Source organism: Vibrio sp. MED222, assembly GCF_000153005.1.
Classification (GTDB): Bacteria; Pseudomonadota; Gammaproteobacteria; order Enterobacterales; family Vibrionaceae; genus Vibrio; species Vibrio tasmaniensis_A.
The window spans coordinates 561301-577265 of record NZ_CH902609.1; the positions used below are offsets into that span (position 1 = coordinate 561301).

Here is a 15965-nt window from a genome sequence, read left to right on the forward strand (position 1 = left end):
TATTAGCTTATTCGATCTAGGCAAAAAACTGATTGATAGCATCCAGTGTGTGATTACGGTATTCATCTTGCTCAAACAGTACCTCATGCCTAGAACCCTCAATCACCTTAAACTGGCAATCAGAGTTGGTTTTTTTCAGCTTATTGATGAACTTCACTTGAGCATCGTTACTCACAATCTTCTCTTCCCCTGCCTGAATCAATAGCAGTGGGATCTTGATTTGACGAGTTTGTTGTATTGCCTGCTTGGCGGCCATTAACCCTTGCCATACCCAGCGAGTACTTGGTCCGCCAACCTGCAAAGAAGGGGAACCGTCATATAAGCAACGGAACCACTGATAGCGCACCTTACTGTGGCTTAATAAGTTATTTTCGAAGGGCTTAGAGTAATACGCCTGTTGCCCGGGGGCATAAGTCGGCTTGGCATAGAAAGCGGTGAGAGCTTGCCCAACAAGCATTGCGATAGGCTTGAAGTACCATTCAGTATTTATCCCAAACATCGGAGCGCACAGAGTGACTTTGTCAAACGGGTGGTTGGGATGAGTTTGCAAGTAGCGAGTGGCGATTGTACTGCCCATCGAATGTGCGAGCAGGTAGCGATTGGAATACTTGCTAAGATCAAAACTGGCAATAATGTCAGACATATCTGATACGTAATCATCAAACTCGTGAATGTGACCAATGTCAGAGTCTGTTACCATACGTTCCGACTGACCTTGACCTTGGTGGTCAAATGAATAAACGTCATAACCTTGCTGATAGAAATCATAAAAGAGCTCTTGGTATTTTAAGCAGCACTCGATGCGACCATTTGAAATAACAATAGCTTTGGTGTGTGTCGGAGAAGTTAAGCTACACCAGTACAACCTTTTTTTACCAGATGATGTGACATAACCATCCTTTCGTTGTTGCCAAAGGGTGGAGATCGGGTGTTTAATCGCTTGCTCGAACTCAGGTTCTTGCGTGTATGAAAACAGGGTGGCACTGTGGTTTTCCATGGGAAATTACCTGAACTGATGCATGTGAGAGCGTCATCGCTACTAATGTTGTTAGATTAAAGAACTAGTAAGGAAATGCAAATGGATACTCATGTTTGGCTTGCTTATGTCGTCACGGCGATTTTGTTTAGTTTGGCACCGGGCTCAGGTACCGTTAACTCAATCAGCAATGGGCTCAGCTATGGCACCAAGAAGTCACTTGCGTCGATCGTAGGCTTACAGCTCGGTCTTGCATTTCATATTATGCTGGTGGGAGCGGGTATTGGTGCACTAGTGGCAAAGTCCGCCTTGGCATTTACCATCATCAAATGGGTAGGCGTGGTTTATCTTCTATGGTTAGGCATTCAAAAGTGGCGTGATAAGTCTAGCTTGGTGGCTTCAGAAGAAAAATCAACGCTATCGAGTGGCAAGCTGCTCAGAAATGCAGTGCTTATCAATTTGACTAACCCAAAATCTATCGTGTTCTTAGTTGCTCTGTTTCCGCAATTTATCGATCCGACACAACCGCAAGCACCGCAGTTGTTGGTGCTTGGAGTGACCACTGTATTTATTGATAGCGTGGTTATGTTGGGTTACACCTCATTAGCTTCACAAATGGGACGTTTTATTCGCTCAGATCGCATAATGGGTAAGATAAATAAAATATTTGGTGGTATGTTCATGGGTTGCGGCGCTTTGCTGGCTGCTGCCAAAGCTTAATGAAAGTAATAGAGTTATAGTTAAATCAATTAGAGTTATCAATAAATGACCGCTACGTACGTTGCTCGACAACCTATCTTAAACCGTAACAAGAACACGCTTGGTTATGAGCTGCTGTTTCGTGACGGTGATAGGAATGCCTACCCCGCGCATATTGAATCTAATCGAGCAACGTATCGCCTGATCGTTGAAAACTTCTTGTCCGTTGGGCTTAACCCTTCGATCCCATCTTCACGCTGCTTTATTAATTTTCCGTATCAGAGCTTGATTCGCCGTCTTCCAATGAGCTTACCGAAAGATAAGGTCGTAGTTGAGATTCTTGAAACCTGCCAACCGACCGATGAGCTATTAGAGGTAATCAAAGAGCTTTATCAAGCAGGGTATATGATTGCCCTAGATGACTTTACTTCGACACCTGAGTGGGAACGTTTCCTTCAATATACGCATATTGTTAAGCTTGATATCATGCAGATGGGGTTGGATGCGGCGTGTGAGTTAGTCAAAAAGCACGAAGGGAAGAAGTATAGTTTTCTTGCTGAGCGGGTTGAAACGGAACAAGAGTTCCAACAAGCGAAAGAAGCAGGGTTTAAGTTTTTCCAAGGCTATTTCTTTAGTAAGCCAGAAATCATAAAGACTAAGTATATTAGCCCAGAGCAAGTGATAGCGATGGAGCTATTCCAAGAGGTCTGTAAGCCGGATGTCGACTTCCAACGTGTTGAAAGCATCGTCGCGAAAGATATTGCCTTATCCTATAAGCTTCTGCGCTTTGTGAATACTATGTCACCCCGCCTTGAGGTCACCATCTCTTCATTTCGTCAGGCCTTGGTTTATTTAGGGCAAGAGAAATTGAAAATGTTTGTCTCGCTAGCAGTAGCGTCTTATGTCTCTGATAAAAAGCCCAAAGAGCTGTATGGCCTGTCTTTGCAGCGTGCGCAGTTTTGCCAACGGATGTCTCGTTACCAAGTATTTAAAGGGCATACTGAACAAGCCTTTATGATTGGTTTGTTCTCATTACTTGATGCGTTGCTCGATCTGTCGTTAGAGAACTTAATTGAACAATTACCGTTATGCACAAGTATTAAGGTCGCCTTGCTGCGCAGAGAAGGTCCATATGGCGCATTATTAGCACTTGAAGAAAGTTTCGAACATGCTGATTGGCAAAAGATTGATGATCACTGTGCTGATCTAGGGTTGAACGTGGAACAAGTGAAAACAGAACTCACTGAAGCTCGACGTTGGAGCCATATTGTTACCAACAAGCTCTGATATTCTTCGTTAAACTTTTATGACAATGAAAACGCACGCCTTGACGTGCGTTTTTTTACAACTAATATATATGCACATCCATATATGAGTATGTAGTTATGCTTCCTCACCAATTTTTTAAATTACTGTCTGATGAAACGCGAGTGCGTTGCTTAATGTTGATTGTGCGCCAAGAGTGCCTATCTGTTGGTGAGTTGACTCAGGCATTACAAGAAAGTCAGCCAAAGATTTCCCGCCATCTTGCGCAGTTGCGTTCAAACGGAATTTTAACTGACGTTCGCCAAGGGCAGTGGGTGTTCTACCGTCTGTCACAAGATTTACCGGGTTGGATGCTAAAGTTAATTGATGACCTTATCGCATCGAACTGTTTGAAAACTGAATACCAACAGGATATTGAGCGCCTAGAAGCCATGACTTCACGCCCTCAATGTTGCGTTTAAATACATTTAAATTTATTGCCAAAATCGTTGAGATTGCAGTTAGGCATAGTCAACAACACTGCGGCTTCAAACATGAAGGCAATTAACTGAGAGAAAAGAGTATGACAGTCAAAGTAGGTATTAATGGTTTTGGCCGTATCGGCCGTTTAGCACTTCGCGCAGCGTTTGATTGGGCGGAAATTGAGTTCGTACAGATTAACGATGTGGCTGGCGACACCGCGACATTGGCGCATCTTCTTGAGTTCGATTCGGTTCAAGGTCGCTGGAACCACGAAGTCATGGTTGAAGGCGATGAGATGATCATCAACGGTCAACGCATTAGAACTACGCAAGAGCGCGATATCGATGCGATCGATTGGTCTGGTTGCGATGTTGTCCTTGAAGCGACCGGTGTTCACCGTAAGGCATCTTTCCTAAACAAATACCTTGAGCAAGGTGTGAAGCGTGTTGTGGTATCGGCGCCAGTGAAAGAAGAAGGCATTGCAAACATCGTTGTCGGTGTGAATGACGCTATCTTCGATCCAGCGGTACATAAGATTGTGACTGCGGCATCTTGTACGACTAACTGTCTTGCGCCTGTTGTGAAGGTGATTAACGAGAAGTTAGGCATCGAGAACGCAGCCTTTACCACTATTCACGATCTCACCAATACGCAAACTATTCTTGATGCGCCCCATAAAGACTTACGCCGTGCACGTGCATGTGGCATGAGTCTTATCCCGACAACAACGGGCAGTGCAAAAGCGATTGTTGAGATTTTCCCGGAGCTTGAAAATCGTATTAATGGCCACGCGGTTCGTGTACCACTAGCGAACGCTTCTCTGACCGACATCATCTTCGAAGTGAAGCAAGACACCACAGCTGAAGAAGTCAACGCGATGCTGAAAGAAGCGTCTGAGAATGAACTGAAAGGCATTCTTGGCTTTGAAGAGCGTCCCCTGGTTTCTATCGATTACAAAGGCGACCAACGCTCAACTATCGTAGATGCGCTATCAACCATGCTAGTTGGTAAGCGCATGGTTAAGATCTACGCTTGGTACGACAACGAGATGGGCTACGCAACACGTACTGCTGAGCTAGTTCGTACCGTTGGTCTGGCTTAATTTATAAGATTTTTAAGAGATAGATGATGATGATGACAAACTCTCAAGTACACCCAACATGGCAACTAGATCTAGAAACTGGTGCGTTAGTGCTTACTCCGTGCCCAGGCACTAAAGACGCTGACCTAGATGCATCGTTAACGCAACTGAAAGCACAAGGCGTTGAAGCTATCGTGACAGCACTTGATGACCATGAGCTTGCAAGCAAAGACGTTGCGGCACTTGGTGAGAAGACACGTGCGCTAGGCATGCAATGGTTTCAAATCGAAATCGAAGACGACTGTGCACCGGGTGCCGATTTTGCTGCGAAATGGCAGGCGGCGAGCCCTGCACTACACCAAGTCGTGGATAACGGCGGCAAGGTAGCAATGCACTGCATGGGCGGCTCTGGCCGTACTGGTTTGCTGGCTGCACACCTGTTGTTAGAGAAGAGCTGGGACATGAATAAGATTGTTCAAGAGGTGCAGGCACTGCGTCCGGGCGCATTCACTAAAGCCATTCAGGTTGAATACATTAATGGCGTAGCTTCTGCGTAGCTCTTCATTCTTGAACCTGCAGCGTTGTTAACTGCGCAAGTTCACCGGATCGCCGGCCGCCCTAATCACATAGAACACCTATGCTCATAGGGCTGAACTTGCTTGTTGCCTAGCTGCAACTCCAATTATTTTGAGTATAAGTTAAGTGGAAAGTAAGAATTAGAGCTTTTGGACACCTATGATCTAAAAGCTCTTTTTGTTTAGATTGCAGAGATAGCGTTATGTTTTCAAATCTAAGTAAGAGCGTTCGCCAATACATGCTGGTGACCTTCAATTACTGGAACTTCACCATTACTGATGGTGCACTTCGTATGCTGGTGGTCTTGTATTTCTATGACCTTGGCTACAGTTCGTTAGAGATCGCCTCACTGTTCCTTTTTTATGAATTCTTTGGTGTGGTGACTAACCTAATCGGTGGTTGGTTAGGGGCGCGTCTTGGCCTCAATAAGACCATGAATATCGGCTTAGGGATGCAAGTTGTCGCCTTGGGCATGCTCGCGGTGCCAACCGTAATGTTGACCATTCCTTGGGTAATGGCGGCGCAGGCCTTGTCTGGTATCGCTAAAGATCTCAATAAGATGAGTGCTAAAAGCTCGATTAAAACCTTAGTCCCAGATGAGCAGCAAGGTGCGCTTTATAAGTGGATTGCGATTCTAACCGGATCTAAGAATGCACTGAAAGGTGCCGGGTTCTTTATCGGTGGCTTACTGCTTTCGACGATTGGTTTCCAATACGCAGTGCTCGCGATGGCTGCTGTGCTGACCTTGGTCTTCATTGGCAGTTTAGTGAGCTTAGAAGCAGACATGGGCAAAGCGAAAACCAAACCGAAGTTTAAACAAATCTTCTCTAAGTCTGAATCCATCAATATCTTGTCGGCTGCGCGTATGTTCCTGTTTGGTGCTCGTGATGTGTGGTTTGTGATTGCTTTGCCGATTTATCTAGGCAGTGTGTTTGGTTGGGACCACTCATGGGTGGGTGGCTTCTTAGCGGCTTGGACCATCGCATACGGTTTTGTGCAGGGCATTGCACCTAAGATTACTGGTAAAGCACAAGGCAAGGTGCCTGATGGACATGCAGCGCTACTATGGGCGGGTGCATTGGCTATTGTGACTGCCGGTATTGCCTATGCGGTGCAAATTGGCTGGCAACCAGAGCTAGTTATCATCGGTGGATTGATGGTATTTGGTGCCATCTTTGCGGTGAACTCATCACTTCACTCATACCTGATTGTGAGTTACGCGAAAGGCGATGGGGTTTCTCTTGATGTTGGTTTCTACTACATGGCAAACGCGATGGGTCGCTTGATTGGCACGATATTGTCGGGCTTGGTATTCCAGATGGCCGGTTTGTCTGCGTGTCTGTGGGTATCCTTCGCATTCTTAGCGATAACGACGGTGATCTCTCTGCGTTTACCTAAAGTGCCTGAAACATCAACTGCATGAGCCTCATTTGTAAGAGTTAAAGTCGCATAACCTAGAGTCGAATGAGCTAAATTCGCGATAAGCATCTCCTTTAACAATAAGCTGACTTGGTATTTATTCCGGTCAGCTTTTTTATTGCTATAGTAGAATGATTGAATATTAATCAGGCATTTACATGAAGCAGCGAATTCTCTTTTTTGATTTAGCACGATGTGTCGCGGCCATAGCTGTTATCGCGATTCATGTTTTGGCGCCTTATCGTAATGAATTAAGCACCATTCCTTTCGGTGAGTGGCTGACTGCCATTACGGTGAATGGTTTCAGCCGATGGGCAGTGCCTGTGTTCATCTTGATTTCTGGTGCATTGATGCTGAGTGATCAGCGCCCGTTTGATGCTAAATACTACCTCAAGCGCCGTCTGGGTAAGGTACTGATCCCATTCATTGTTTGGTCGCTTTTCTATACCTACCTATCAGGTTGGTCGCTAATGGGTTTTGATGCGGGCGTGAGTTGGGAGGTTTTGCTCAATAGTTATCATCACTACACGTACTATCACCTTGGTTTCTTCTATTACTTCATCCCACTCTACTTTGTGATTCCTTTTTTACAGATCATGGTCAGAAAGTACGGTGATAGATCTGTCTATGCCTTTACGGCTGTATGGTTGTTCACAACGCTATTGTTCTTATTGAAAATCGATGGCCCTTGGAGTCACGAGTTGTGGTTGTACACCGGGTACTTACCGTTGGGTTACCTGCTGTATAAGATGGTTCCACTTAACAAGATGACTGTCGGCGTGAGTGTGTTACTTGGTGGATTAGCGTTACTGACCACGGTTTATATGGTGGTTGATGCAAGTTTGGTCGCAGAAGAGTACACGGTAGGGCGTTGGTTATCTTACAAGACGTTGAACACCGTATTAGCGGCGAGCATGGTGTTCATGGTGTGCCGTTACTATGGTGAAGGCTTGTCTGAGAAGAGCAATCAAGTGGTTGGTTTTATCAGTAAACACAGCTTAGGTATTTATCTGCTGCACCCGATTTTCTTATGGCCAATGAAAGAGTTCGGTTGGTACCAAGGCCACCCTGCTTGGGTTATTCCATTATGGATCGTGATCAGCGGAGCTGGCGCGTTATGGATGAGCTGGTTGGTCTCTAAGTCAGAGAAAACACGTTGGTTATTGCCTTAGCGGTGGGTGCTAAGGCTTTCTGATGGATTGCTTAGAAGATACAGTTGAAGTACCTAATGTTTAGCGCTTCAATGCAAAGTGTAAGAACTTATCGCCTTGGTAGGTTAAGGTACCTTTGTCGCCAGGGTTCAGGGCGTGGAAGTAGTGGATTCCGACTTGGAACTCTCGTTTTGGACCAACCACACCACGTTGAACGTAAATCCAATACTCTTGATCTTCTTGGCCAGGTTCTGCATCAGGAAGGTCGATGGATTGTTTGTCCAACACAGTGACGTTCACTTTCTTTTCTGGCGCATTTTCACCTTGTGAGTGCTTTCGATAGAAACCAAGAAATACCCAAGCCGCTAGACCGGCGAGTGCAAAGATGGCAAAAAAGAGTGAATTAGGCATGTAACCTCCATGTAGTCGTGATGGTTATTCTAATCTTTCAAGCAATAGGGATATGTGTTTCAAGCCGTTATTCGTGAACTGTTGTAAGCCAAGCTGATTATTTTTCGGCAGACATCACATTTAGAGGCCAGTTTGGGATAAAGCATTGTTATTTATTGTCTCTTTCTCTCGTAAATAACAGTGATTTTGTATAAGAATAGGGAAATGCTCGACTAGAATTATAGTGTGGAGTGGGAGGGCTAATATGACCGATATTGAAAAAGTGGTGACAAGAACTCGTAATATAGAGAAATTATTGAGGCTTCAATATCATGCCGAAGGCGAAGGATTGCATGAGCTTGTGTCAAGCTGTGAAGAAAGGCTACCGCACGATACGGTGAGTAAGCTGCGTTATATCGCAACGTGTCGTAATAAGGTAGTCAATGAGCATGAGGCTAAGTTGGAAGACCAGCATAAGTTCATCATGATGTGTAACGACTGTGAGAAGGAGTTGACTCCACGTAGTGGTCGTTTTATTTGGCGAGTTGCAATCTTACTGATGATGGCAATGACTTTAGCTGCTGCTGGTTTCTATTATGCGAACTGGGATGTGTTAACACTGCATCTGTTTTCGAAATGAAAAAATTGAACAAAAAAAGGGACGCTAATGGCGTCCCTTTTTTTATCTGTAACTTGCTTAGTACATCATCGGTAGTGTCATTAGACCTACAACTACCGCGATCATTACAAGTCCTTGTCTTTGCGAAGATGAAATCATAACACTACTCCTAAATTTGGTTGTCTCTCGCTATGTTTTAAAGAATAGCACTACTTATGGCTTTAGATCAAGAATTACTTTCGAAGCCTTTAAAAGTGATAGAAAACTATTGGGTTTTCTATCACTTTTGCTATGTTTTACTGTGTATTTTGGGGAGCTTTTATTTTGTTCGTTGTGATTTATTTTTGTTCTCATTTGGTTTAAGTTGTTGTTTTGTAATGGTCATTTTGTGTAATTTATATTGTTAAAGGTTGTTAAACTGTATTAATAGGGCTTGGTGGTGTCTAGGTTTGTTTAATTAAGCTTTATAGGTTTTAGGTTTAATTTTTGTGATGGTTTTTTGACAGGAAGCTTAGCGAAACCTGACAAAGTGGTTTTTATAAAGGTAATTTACGCACTTTGTAAGTCTAGGTTTGTATAGTGTTGGAAAGTTCTATGTAAGTCTGTTTTTTGATTTTAAGTGTTTGTTTTTAATATTTTTGTGTATTTGATTTTGAACTTTTAGTTATGTGGTATTTGCAATATATAGCGACATATTGTGGCGTTGGCAGGATAGAAGTGATTGGAATTTAAGTTTGGGTTCTCTAGCGTCAATTTATATGAGTTTTCCGAACAATGAGTCTATTTTAAAAGGAATAATCACTATCGCTGCAGGTATTGTGACGACTTCAATCTAAAGATGCTCTTTTTAGTGGAAGCGTAATCAAGATCCAATTTTGAAGGGCTGAGGCTTTACATCAACATCCGTGTGCCTAGACTGGCGACGATTAAAAGCAATAGGGCAAATGATATGTGGAGTTGGTTGGCGGTTTCCTTGTCTGGTATTGGAGCAATAACAGGAACGAAACATGGGCATATCGGTCAGGCTTTATTGTATAAGGTCTTTACCTTTGTATTATTGGCGATTATTGCTCTAACTCAATCTGTTGTCGTTGATTTTACCTATTGGGTAGTCGCTGGGTTAGCTATATCCGCGATCGCAGATGTGCTTCATACTGTTACTCAAAAACGTCTTCTGCATTTTGTGTGTTTCCTGTTGGCTCAACTTTGTTACAGCAAAGCATTTTGGTTACAGCTATCAGGAGAAATGGTCTGGTGGTTGTTCGCGCTGCTGTTAGCTGCATGTATCGTTGCTTTCTTCCTATTACTCCCTCGCTTAGACAAACTCGTTTTTCCAGTGGTTATCATGGGTATTGTACTCATTCAGCTTGCTTGGGCTTCTGGTGAAGTCTGGTTACTTGAGCCTCAGCTATCACATGCTGTTGGTTTTGTTGGTTGCTGCGTGCTGCTGCTTTCCGCATTGGCGTACGCCCTAAATTTCTATCGCAGCCCAATTAAGGGCGCTTATTTTTGGGTAACGGGCAGTTACTTTCTTGCACACGCTCTCATCGTTGCTTCCCTCACCATTTAGGGTAGAGCTAGCTTAACTCTGAGCTACATCAAGGCAGCTCAGATGAAAGTAGGTACTCTACGTCTACTTCATTTAACATGAGATAGACTTATGACTACCGAAATTCATGCACACAACGTTTTAAACTTACTGAGTGAAAAGCCACTGACTCGTGAAGAGTTGACGCAAGAGCTTGCTCAAACCTATGGCGCTGAAGCTCGCTTTCATACGTGTAAGCTGAACGGTCTGGATTTGGATGGCCTACTGAAGTTTTTCCTGAAAATGGAAAAGGTCGTGATCATTGATGACAAGCTTTGCACTAATCGCGAACGTGTTTGTAATCACTGATCTTGAATGACCATCAGTTCTTGTCGCCGGTGAACAGTGAACTGTGATTAGCGAGTGGATGCGATATTCTCGGCTCCACTCCGACCATTTCTCCCTCGTTTGGCTCTCATAAATACCCTTCCAATAACGTAAATTCCTAAGTTTGTTACTGTGTTCGAAAATCAATCTTGAGGCTGCTATACTCCGCGCACTTACGATTTCGAGACAAACTTATGGAAATTTTATCTGCAGCGACCATGCTGTTTCTTATTATGGATCCGCTTGGCAACTTACCAATCGTGCTTTCTATCCTTAAGCATATTGATCCGAAGCGTCGCCGTATTGTTCTTGTTCGTGAACTCATGTTTGCGCTGATTATCCTGCTGCTGTTCTTGTTTGCTGGTCAAAGCATCATGAACTTCCTGCATGTGCAGCCTGAAACCTTGAGTATCTCTGGCGGTATTATTCTGTTTATCATCGCGATTAAGATGATTTTCCCAAGTGCGGGTAGTATTACTGGCCTCGCGGCGGGTGAAGAACCGTTTATTGTGCCGATGGCGATCCCTATGATTGCTGGCCCTTCAGTGATTGCGGCATTGATTCTGTTGTCGACACAGCACCCTGACAACATGTTAGAGCTTTCAGGCGCAGTGATGCTGGCTTGGGGCGCCACCTTCTTTATTCTGATGTTTAATGGCTTCTTCCTACGAGTACTAGGTGAGAGAGGCCTTAAAGCCATCGAACGCTTGATGGGCCTGTTGTTGGTTATGCTGTCGACGCAAATGTTCCTAGATGGTGTAAAGGGCTACATGGGCTAACATCAGTATCATCGCTGAATAAAAAAACGCCGCTCAAATGAGCGGCGCTTTTGTATCAACTGTTTCTGTCATGATGTTTTCTGTCGCTAAGCGTTTTATATCTAAGCTTAAGCTTTATTACATCATGTGTTTGCGTCGGATATCGAGTAGGGCAAAGACGCCGAAAATCAATATGGACCACTTCTCCCAACGTGACATTTCGATCTTATCGCCAAAAGCACCGATGAAAATCAGCATTTGCAGGCCGTGCATGAAGAATAAGAATGCTGTCATGATATAAAGCGCAATCGCAGCATTACCCGGGAATGGGTAGAAAATATTGGCGATTAAGATAAACCAAACAAAGGCGATGGCTGCTTTTGCTAGTGGAAGCAAGAACTTCATTCAATAACTCCTATTCTTCAGTGATTCGATTGAACAGTCGGTAGCTCGACTGGCCAGTGGTCTTATCGCGGTGTAATTCCCAGTTTTCTGGCATAGCTTCGAGTTTTAGCTCTTTCTCTGTCTCGACGTAAATGATGGCGTTGTCGGCAAGCCAACCGTTGCTCTCAAGCAGTTGTACTGTTTCTGCGAGTAAGCCTTTACGAAATGGAGGATCGAGAAAGACCATATCGTAAGGAGTGCCTGGCTGCTTAAGAAAAGAGATAGCATCAGTGTTGACTACATTGATGTTGTCTGCTTTGAGCTCTTTCGCGTTATCAGAAAGCTGTTTGGCCGCTTTTTGATTCATTTCGAGCAGTGTCACCATTTTTGCTTGGCGAGAAGCGGCTTCAAAACCTAGACCACCAGAACCGGCGAATACATCCAAGCAGGTCGAATGTGGGATATCTTGTGCCACCCAGTTAAAGAGTGTTTCTTTGACTCGGTCAATGGTTGGGCGTAATCCTTCTAAATCATGAACAGGCAGCTTTCTACCTCTCCATGAGCCACTAATAATTCGAACAAAGCCTCCGGATGGCTTTTTTTGTGATGTGTTTTGCTGGCGACGTCTTACCATAGATTTTTTGACCGCTAATAAAGTGATACTATACCGAGCCCAATTTAAGTGGGTTCGAGTATTAAATAAATTTACAATGACAAAGTGTATCAAGCTAAAAGCAAACTTATCACTGCTTTGTCATTTTTCTTTACTATTCGTTTGTACAAGCTTGTATTGTATAACAATAGCAAAGAGTCGACGTGTATTAAGTCAATACAGCTAATTAGTAGATCTAGGAAACTCCTCTGATGACGGAAAAAAAGAAGCGCGGATTATTATCGTGGCTTGGTTTTGGTGAAGAAGAACAAAGCCCAAAAACTCAGAATGAAGCGAACGTAGAAAACGTTGAAGATCAAACTGAAGTTGAATCACAAGTTGAGGCTGAACAGGTCGCACCTGAAGTTGAAGACGCTAAATCAACGGAACCTAAGTCTGTTGAATCTGAACTTGCGGAGTCAGAGCAAACGCTTGAAGAGGCTCAACAAGATCAGCAGCCTGTCGCAGCAGAAGCAGAAGCAGAAGCAGAAGCAGAAGCAGAACAGGAAGAAGTGATTGCTTCTCAATCTAAGGTTGAAGAAGTTCAAGAGAAGCCGACAGAAAGCTTCTTTGCACGACTTAAGCGTAGCCTAAGCCGTACTAAAGCAAACATTGGTGCTGGCTTCTTTGGTTTGTTCAAAGGCAAGCAAATCGATGAAGACCTGTTTGAAGAATTAGAAGAGCAACTTCTGATCGCCGACGTGGGTATGAATACCACCGTGAAGATCATTGAAAACCTAACAGAAAAAGCATCCCGTAATGACCTAAAAGACGGTGAAGCGCTTTATGGTCTGCTTAAAGAAGAGATGTCAGAAATCTTGAGCCAAGTGGAACAGCCACTGGTTGTTGATACCACTAAAACACCTTATGTTATCTTAATGGTGGGTGTGAATGGCGTGGGCAAAACAACCACTATCGGTAAGCTGGCGAAACAATTCCAAAGTGAAGGCAAGAAAGTGATGCTGGCGGCGGGTGATACCTTCCGTGCGGCAGCGGTTGAACAACTTCAGGTTTGGGGGCAGCGTAATGATGTTCCGGTTATCGCTCAGCACACTGGTGCCGATAGCGCGTCTGTTATCTACGATGCGATTGAAGCGGCGAAAGCGCGTGGTGTTGATGTTGTGATTGCAGATACTGCAGGCCGTTTGCAGAACAAGAGCAACTTGATGGAAGAGCTACGCAAGATTGTTCGTGTAATGAAGAAGATCGATGATTCTGCACCGCACGAAATCATGTTAACGCTAGATGCAGGTACCGGTCAGAATGCGATTAGCCAAGCGAAGTTGTTTAGTGACGTGGCACCAGTAACGGGCATTACGCTAACTAAGCTAGATGGTACAGCGAAAGGTGGCGTAATTTTCTCAATTGCTGACCTGTTCCAGATTCCAATCCGCTACATTGGCGTGGGTGAAGGCATTGACGACCTGCGTCCATTTGAGTCGAAAGACTTTATTGAAGCACTATTTAGCCGCGAAGAGTAACGCGTGTAGCAAAGTGGTTTATTCTTAACCTGCTACCGTTTTAAATTTGATATGAGTGATCGTAAGAGGAATTTTCGGTGATCAAATTTCAGCAAGTGAGCAAAGCCTACCGAGGCGGACGACAAGCGCTCCAAAAAGTGGACTTTCATCTCAAACGAGGAGAGATGGCATTTTTAGGCGGGCACTCTGGTGCTGGTAAAAGTACCTTGCTGAAGTTGATCTGCGCGATAGAGCGTCCAACTGACGGACGTGTTTGGTTTAACGATCACGATATTACTCGTATCCCAGCCAAAGACATTCCCTTTTTACGCCGTAACATCGGGATTGTCTTTCAAGATCACCGCCTACTTATGGATCGCTCGATCTTCGATAACGTCGCTCTGCCTATGCGTATAGAATCTATTTCTGAAAACGAAATTAAACGTCGAGTCAGCGCTGCGTTGGACAAAACCGGTTTATTAGATAAAGCCCGTTGTTTGCCAAGCCAGCTCTCTGGGGGTGAACAACAACGGGTCGGTATTGCTCGCGCTGTGGTTAACCGTCCAACTCTGCTTTTAGCGGATGAACCAACTGGTAACCTAGATCCTGAACTATCGAGTCGTGTATTACGCTTGTTTGAAGAGTTCAACCGTGCGGGTGTCACGATCATGCTAGCGACGCACGATATCGGGTTAGTGAACACTCGCCCTCAATATCGACATCTGGAATTAAACCAAGGCTTTTTGAGTGAGGTTGAAGATTATGGCCGCGAATAAGCGCATTAAGAAACCTCAATCCAATCGAGCAGTAAACCGGGCTTCAAGCGACGGTTTCTTTGTTGTTCATTGGAAACAAGCCAAGTCATCGTTCTCGCAAATGTGGCAGCGTCCGTTGGGTAACTTGCTGACGCTTGCGGTGATTTCAATGGCTTTAGCTATGCCCGCTTGTTTGTACCTACTGGGCAAGAACGTTGGTGAAGTGGCGCAAGATGTCACCAGCCCGTCACAAATTAGTGCCTATGTAGAGGATGGTATCCCTGAGCCGAGAGTCATGGTGCTTAAGGATGAAATCGAAAGTTGGGACCAAGTCGATCTGGTTGAGTACATTTCTCCGCAGCAAGGTCTTGAAGATCTTAGCCAGTATTCTGGTTTTGAGGACGCCCTAACTATCCTAGATGATTATTCATTGCCAGGTGTTTTGGTGATTACGCCAAGCGTACACAGCGACACGTTAATTAAAGAACTGGCAGGCAAGGTTAAGAAGCAAAAGTTAGTCACCGATGTTCGTTTAGATGAAGACTGGTTAGCTCGACTGGATGCTATCAAAGCACTTGCAGCCGTCATCGTGATTACCTTAACTGTGCTGATGCTGGGCGCAGTATTTCTGATTATCGGCAACACATTACGATTTAATGTGTTGGCGCATAAAGAAGAGATTCAAACCATGAAGCTGATTGGTGCTACCGACAGCTACATTCTTCGACCATACCTCTATGCTGGAATGTGGTTTGGTGTTTTAGGTTCGATTAGCGCGTGGGTAATGACGGCATTGATTACCGTATTACTGAACAGTGCTGTGGATGACTTGGCTCAGCTGTACGATAGCCACTTCCGCTTAATTGGCCTGAGTTGGGATGAATCTTTACTGCTTTTGATCGTCGGAACCTTGCTTGGTAGTGTAGCTGCGAAGCTTTCTGCACAGCGTCATCTCAAAGAAATTGAACCAGTTTAGGTGAATAGAGTCATATTTATACGAAAAATAGGCAGTTCTTAACCAGTTTTTGCCTTGTATAGACGAATTGATTATGCATAATTACTTCCCCCTCCTTGAAACCTGTTCATTTTAGGTTCAAGATTGTCGGGTTTTAATAGATGTATTACTCCAGATCAGAGATTGATGAGGAACCGAATGGCAAACCAAGCGTATCAAATGGCTTTAGTCACACAAGATAGTTTAGATAGCTATATCCGCTCAGCGAACAGTTACCCAATGCTGACGCCTGACGAGGAACGTGGACTTGCAGAGCGATTACATTACAAAGGTGAGATCGACGCTGCGAAAGGCTTGATCCTTTCACACCTACGATTCGTGGTGCACGTTGCAAGAGGCTACTCTGGCTACGGGCTGCCAATGGCTGACCTTGTCCAAGAAGGTAAC

The 15965-nt window shown here is 44.4% G+C and carries 19 protein-coding genes; 15 read left to right on the forward strand and 4 right to left on the reverse strand.

Annotation, left to right across the window (positions count from 1 at the left end; translation table 11 throughout):
- Positions 1-16 precede the first annotated feature (16 nt).
- Positions 17-997, reverse strand: coding sequence for an alpha/beta fold hydrolase (locus MED222_RS04590; RefSeq protein WP_009848220.1), 981 nt, complete (start codon positions 995-997; stop codon positions 17-19).
- An 81-nt stretch (positions 998-1078) separates the two neighbouring features.
- On the opposite strand from MED222_RS04590, the gene rhtB reads away from it, so the two are divergent.
- From rhtB to MED222_RS04555, 7 genes are all read left to right on the forward strand, one after another.
- Positions 1079-1696, forward strand: coding sequence for a homoserine/homoserine lactone efflux protein (rhtB, locus tag MED222_RS04585; RefSeq protein WP_009848221.1), 618 nt, complete (start codon positions 1079-1081; stop codon positions 1694-1696).
- Between the two features lie 45 nt (positions 1697-1741).
- Complete coding sequence (locus MED222_RS04580) at positions 1742-2962, forward strand: EAL and HDOD domain-containing protein (RefSeq protein WP_009848222.1); 1221 nt, start codon at positions 1742-1744, stop codon at positions 2960-2962.
- A gap of 98 nt (positions 2963-3060) precedes the next feature.
- A complete protein-coding gene (locus tag MED222_RS04575; RefSeq protein WP_009848223.1) occupies positions 3061-3402 on the forward strand; it encodes a metalloregulator ArsR/SmtB family transcription factor in 342 nt (113 codons plus the stop codon).
- 101 nt (positions 3403-3503) lie between these two features.
- Positions 3504-4505: an ArsJ-associated glyceraldehyde-3-phosphate dehydrogenase gene (locus MED222_RS04570; protein WP_009848224.1), complete on the forward strand. Its 1002-nt coding sequence runs from the start codon at positions 3504-3506 to the stop codon at positions 4503-4505.
- Between the two features lie 26 nt (positions 4506-4531).
- Positions 4532-5041, forward strand: coding sequence for a cyclin-dependent kinase inhibitor 3 family protein (locus MED222_RS04565; protein ID WP_009848225.1), 510 nt, complete (start codon positions 4532-4534; stop codon positions 5039-5041).
- Between the two features lie 221 nt (positions 5042-5262).
- On the forward strand, positions 5263-6483 hold the full coding sequence (gene arsJ / locus MED222_RS04560; RefSeq protein ID WP_009848226.1) for an organoarsenical effux MFS transporter ArsJ: 1221 nt from the start codon (positions 5263-5265) through the stop codon (positions 6481-6483).
- Between the two features lie 154 nt (positions 6484-6637).
- Positions 6638-7651, forward strand: a complete 1014-nt coding sequence (locus MED222_RS04555; RefSeq protein WP_009848227.1) for an acyltransferase — start codon at positions 6638-6640, stop codon at positions 7649-7651.
- 60 nt (positions 7652-7711) lie between these two features.
- On the opposite strand, the gene MED222_RS04550 is transcribed toward MED222_RS04555, so the two are convergent.
- Complete coding sequence (locus MED222_RS04550) at positions 7712-8041, reverse strand: DUF2500 domain-containing protein (RefSeq protein ID WP_009848228.1); 330 nt, start codon at positions 8039-8041, stop codon at positions 7712-7714.
- 244 nt (positions 8042-8285) lie between these two features.
- Here MED222_RS04550 and MED222_RS04545 point away from each other — a divergent pair, with 244 nt between their 5' ends.
- The 4 genes from MED222_RS04545 to MED222_RS04530 all read left to right on the forward strand — a co-directional run bounded on the left by MED222_RS04545 (position 8286) and on the right by MED222_RS04530 (position 11333).
- The gene (locus MED222_RS04545) at positions 8286-8660 is read left to right on the forward strand and encodes a hypothetical protein (RefSeq protein ID WP_009848229.1); all 375 of its coding nucleotides are present in this window, start codon (positions 8286-8288) and stop codon (positions 8658-8660) included.
- A gap of 928 nt (positions 8661-9588) precedes the next feature.
- Positions 9589-10209 carry a lysoplasmalogenase gene (locus MED222_RS04540; protein ID WP_009848230.1) on the forward strand — a complete coding sequence of 207 codons (621 nt, stop codon included), beginning with the start codon at positions 9589-9591 and terminating at the stop codon, positions 10207-10209.
- A 90-nt stretch (positions 10210-10299) separates the two neighbouring features.
- Positions 10300-10536, forward strand: a complete 237-nt coding sequence (locus MED222_RS04535; protein ID WP_009848231.1) for a YecH family metal-binding protein — start codon at positions 10300-10302, stop codon at positions 10534-10536.
- A gap of 212 nt (positions 10537-10748) precedes the next feature.
- Positions 10749-11333, forward strand: coding sequence for a YhgN family NAAT transporter (locus tag MED222_RS04530; protein ID WP_009848232.1), 585 nt, complete (start codon positions 10749-10751; stop codon positions 11331-11333).
- A 117-nt stretch (positions 11334-11450) separates the two neighbouring features.
- Here MED222_RS04530 and MED222_RS04525 read toward each other — a convergent pair whose 3' ends face one another.
- Both MED222_RS04525 and rsmD read right to left on the reverse strand, forming a co-directional pair.
- On the reverse strand, positions 11451-11717 hold the full coding sequence (locus MED222_RS04525) for a DUF1145 domain-containing protein (RefSeq protein WP_009848233.1): 267 nt from the start codon (positions 11715-11717) through the stop codon (positions 11451-11453).
- Between the two features lie 10 nt (positions 11718-11727).
- Entirely contained in the window at positions 11728-12330 is a 603-nt protein-coding gene (rsmD, locus tag MED222_RS04520; protein ID WP_009848234.1) for a 16S rRNA (guanine(966)-N(2))-methyltransferase RsmD, read from the reverse strand.
- 230 nt (positions 12331-12560) lie between these two features.
- Between rsmD and ftsY the strand changes: the two genes are divergently transcribed.
- From ftsY to MED222_RS04500, 4 genes are all read left to right on the forward strand, one after another.
- Positions 12561-13829, forward strand: coding sequence for a signal recognition particle-docking protein FtsY (gene ftsY, locus MED222_RS04515; protein WP_009848235.1), 1269 nt, complete (start codon positions 12561-12563; stop codon positions 13827-13829).
- A 77-nt stretch (positions 13830-13906) separates the two neighbouring features.
- Positions 13907-14584 (forward strand): cell division ATP-binding protein FtsE, encoded by a 678-nt coding sequence (ftsE, locus tag MED222_RS04510; protein WP_009848236.1) that lies wholly within the window; start codon positions 13907-13909, stop codon positions 14582-14584.
- Complete coding sequence (gene ftsX, locus MED222_RS04505) at positions 14571-15539, forward strand: permease-like cell division protein FtsX (RefSeq protein WP_009848238.1); 969 nt, start codon at positions 14571-14573, stop codon at positions 15537-15539. The genes ftsE and ftsX overlap by 14 nt, the downstream gene beginning before the upstream one ends.
- A 177-nt stretch (positions 15540-15716) precedes the next feature.
- A partial coding sequence (locus MED222_RS04500; RefSeq protein ID WP_009848239.1) for a sigma-70 factor domain-containing protein occupies positions 15717-15965 on the forward strand: 249 nt, incomplete at its 3' end.